The organism is Microbacterium sp. NPDC088619, from assembly GCF_044752825.1.
Classification (GTDB): domain Bacteria; phylum Actinomycetota; class Actinomycetes; order Actinomycetales; family Microbacteriaceae; genus Microbacterium.
The window spans coordinates 1,970-5,466 of the sequence record NZ_JBIVLZ010000003.1 but is presented as its reverse complement, the minus strand read 5'-3'; the positions used below and the strand labels follow the sequence as shown (position 1 = coordinate 5,466).

Below are 3,497 nucleotides of genomic sequence, written 5' to 3'. Positions count from 1 at the left end.
ACCGGGCGTTTCCCTCACGCTATGGCCGCCGAAACACTATAGATGTTTCAATCAAAACACATAACAAAGTCATTGTCATGCGGTTCTCGACCGTACATCGAGAACCACTCAGTGGACGCGTAGCACCAACAAACGGTGTGTTATCAAGTCATCGGCTTATTAGTACCAGTCAGCTGCATGCATTACTGCACTTCCACATCTGGCCTATCAACCCAGTAGTCTGGCTGGGAGCCTCTCACCCGAAGGTATGGAAATCTCATCTTGAGGCCGGCTTCCCGCTTAGATGCTTTCAGCGGTTATCCATCCCGAACGTAGCTAATCAGCGGTGCTCCTGGCGGAACAACTGACACACCAGAGGTTCGTCCAACCCGGTCCTCTCGTACTAGGGTCAGATCCTCTCAAATTTCCTACGCGCGCAGCGGATAGGGACCGAACTGTCTCACGACGTTCTAAACCCAGCTCGCGTACCGCTTTAATGGGCGAACAGCCCAACCCTTGGGACCTACTCCAGCCCCAGGATGCGACGAGCCGACATCGAGGTGCCAAACCATGCCGTCGATATGGACTCTTGGGCAAGATCAGCCTGTTATCCCCGAGGTACCTTTTATCCGTTGAGCGACAGCGCTTCCACAAGCCACTGCCGGATCACTAGTCCCGACTTTCGTCCCTGCTCGACCTGTCAGTCTCACAGTCAAGCTCCCTTGTGCACTTACACTCGACACCTGATTGCCAACCAGGTTGAGGGAACCTTTGGGCGCCTCCGTTACTTTTTGGGAGGCAACCGCCCCAGTTAAACTACCCACCATGCACTGTCCCTGAACCGGATTACGGTTCGAAGTTAGATATCCAGAGTGACCAGAGTGGTATTTCAACAATGACTCCACATGAACTGGCGTCCATGCTTCACAGTCTCCCACCTATCCTACACAAGCCACACCGAACACCAATACAAAGCTATAGTAAAGGTCACGGGGTCTTTCCGTCCTGCTGCGCGTAACGAGCATCTTTACTCGTAATGCAATTTCGCCGAGTTCGCGGTTGAGACAGTTGGGAAGTCGTTACGCCATTCGTGCAGGTCGGAACTTACCCGACAAGGAATTTCGCTACCTTAGGATGGTTATAGTTACCACCGCCGTTTACTGGGGCTTAAATTCTCAGCTTCGCCTTGCGGCTAACCGGTCCTCTTAACCTTCCAGCACCGGGCAGGCGTCAGTCCGTATACATCGTCTTGCGACTTGGCACGGACCTGTGTTTTTAGTAAACAGTCGCTACCCACTAGTCTCTGCGGCCTCCAAACGCTTTCGGAGCAAGTCCTAATACGCCGAAGGCCCCCCTTCTCCCGAAGTTACGGGGGCATTTTGCCGAGTTCCTTAACCACGATTCTCTCGATCTCCTTGGTATTCTCTACCTGACCACCTGAGTCGGTTTGGGGTACGGGCGGCTTGAACCTCGCGTCGATGCTTTTCTTGGCAGCATAGGATCATCCACTTTCTATCCGCATCGTGTCTCAGCCTATGTGAGAGACGGATTTGCCTATCTCTCGGCCTACGCACTTGCACCGGGACAACCATCGCCCGGCTGGACTACCTTCCTGCGTCACACCTGTTAATACGCTAACCGCACCAGAATGGGGTCGTGCGCTAGGCCCAACGCGTCACCCCGAAGGGATCAGTCACTGGGATTCAGACACTTAGCACTACTGGATTAGCTTGGGCGGTTCTTCGCCGGTACGGGAATATCAACCCGTTGTCCATCGACTACGCCTGTCGGCCTCGCCTTAGGTCCCGACTTACCCAGGGAAGATTAGCTTGACCCTGGAACCCTTGGTCTTTCGGAGGACGTGTTTCTCACACGTCTTTCGCTACTCATGCCTGCATTCTCACTCGTGTAGCCTCCACGGCTGGTTTACACCGCCGCTTCGCTGGCCACACGACGCTCTCCTACCCATCAACACGGCTGGACCACGAAGGCCTACCAATAATGTCAATGCCACAACTTCGGTGGCGTGCTTGAGCCCCGTTACATTGTCGGCGCGGAATCACTTGACCAGTGAGCTATTACGCACTCTTTCAAGGGTGGCTGCTTCTAAGCCAACCTCCTGGTTGTCAAGGCAACTCCACATCCTTTCCCACTTAGCACGCGCTTTGGGACCTTAGTTGGTGGTCTGGGTTGTTTCCCTCTCGACTATGAAGCTTATCCCCCACAGTCTCACTGCTGCGCTCTCACTTACCGGCATTCGGAGTTTGGCTGACGTCAGTAACCTTGTAGGGCCCATCGGCCATCCAGTAGCTCTACCTCCGGCAAGAAACACGCAACGCTGCACCTAAATGCATTTCGGAGAGAACCAGCTATCACGAAGTTTGATTGGCCTTTCACCCCTATCCACAGCTCATCCCCTCAGTTTTCAACCTAAGTGGGTTCGGTCCTCCACGACGTCTTACCGTCGCTTCAACCTGGCCATGGATAGATCACTTCGCTTCGGGTCTAGGACATGCGACTGAATCGCCCTATTCAGACTCGCTTTCGCTACGGCTACCCCTCAACGGGTTAACCTCGCCACATATCGCTAACTCGCAGGCTCATTCTTCAAAAGGCACGCTGTCACAGCTACTAAGGCTGCTCCAACGGTTTGTAAGCAAACGGTTTCAGGTACTATTTCACTCCCCTCCCGGGGTACTTTTCACCTTTCCCTCACGGTACTTGTCCGCTATCGGTCATCTGGGAGTATTTAGGCTTATCAGGTGGTCCTGACAGATTCACACGGGATTTCACGGGCCCCGTGCTACTTGGGATACTCTTCGCGCCAAGGGAGGCATTTCGACTACGGGGTTGTCACCCTCTATGACCGGCCTTTCAAGACCGTTCGTCTATACCTTCTTGTAACGCCGCCATCTCGGCAGAGATGACTGAAAAGTCCCACAACCCCCAACGTGCAACGCCTGCCGGCTATCACACACGCTAGGTTTAGCCTGTTCCGGTTTCGCTCGCCACTACTAACGGAATCGCGGTTGCTTTCTCTTCCTGTGGGTACTGAGATGTTTCACTTCCCCACGTTCCCTCTACCCGCCCTATATATTCAGGCGGGAGTCACTAGGTCGGCACGCCGCCCAGCGGGGTTTCCCCATTCGGACACCCTCGGATCAAAACTTGCTTATCAGTTCCCCGAGGCTTATCGCAGATTGCTACGTCCTTCTTCGGCTCCAGATGCCAAGGCATTCACCGTTTGCTCTTAAAGACTTGATAAATCACATGAGTTTGAATCAGAATCGACACCAGACACAAAGGCCTGGCTTGAAATTGACTAATGATCTTTAAGATCATCTTGTGCAACCGACCGAAGCCGGCTGCAAGATGCTCGCGTCCACTGTGTAGTTCTCAAAGTACGGGCGGTACCCCTTCTCACCTCCCCCACAGGGGAAACAACAAGAGGCCCAGAGGTACAGAAACGATCCGAAGATCGCATCCGGTCCCTCAGGACCCAACAGCGTGCAGATGCG

General features: G+C 53.9%; 1 rRNA gene. It reads right to left on the bottom strand.

From position 1 onward, the window contains the following. Positions 1–139: 139 nt before the first annotated feature. A 23S ribosomal RNA gene (locus tag ACIP5T_RS18820) occupies positions 140–3,243 on the bottom strand. Positions 3,244–3,497: the final 254 nt, after the last annotated feature.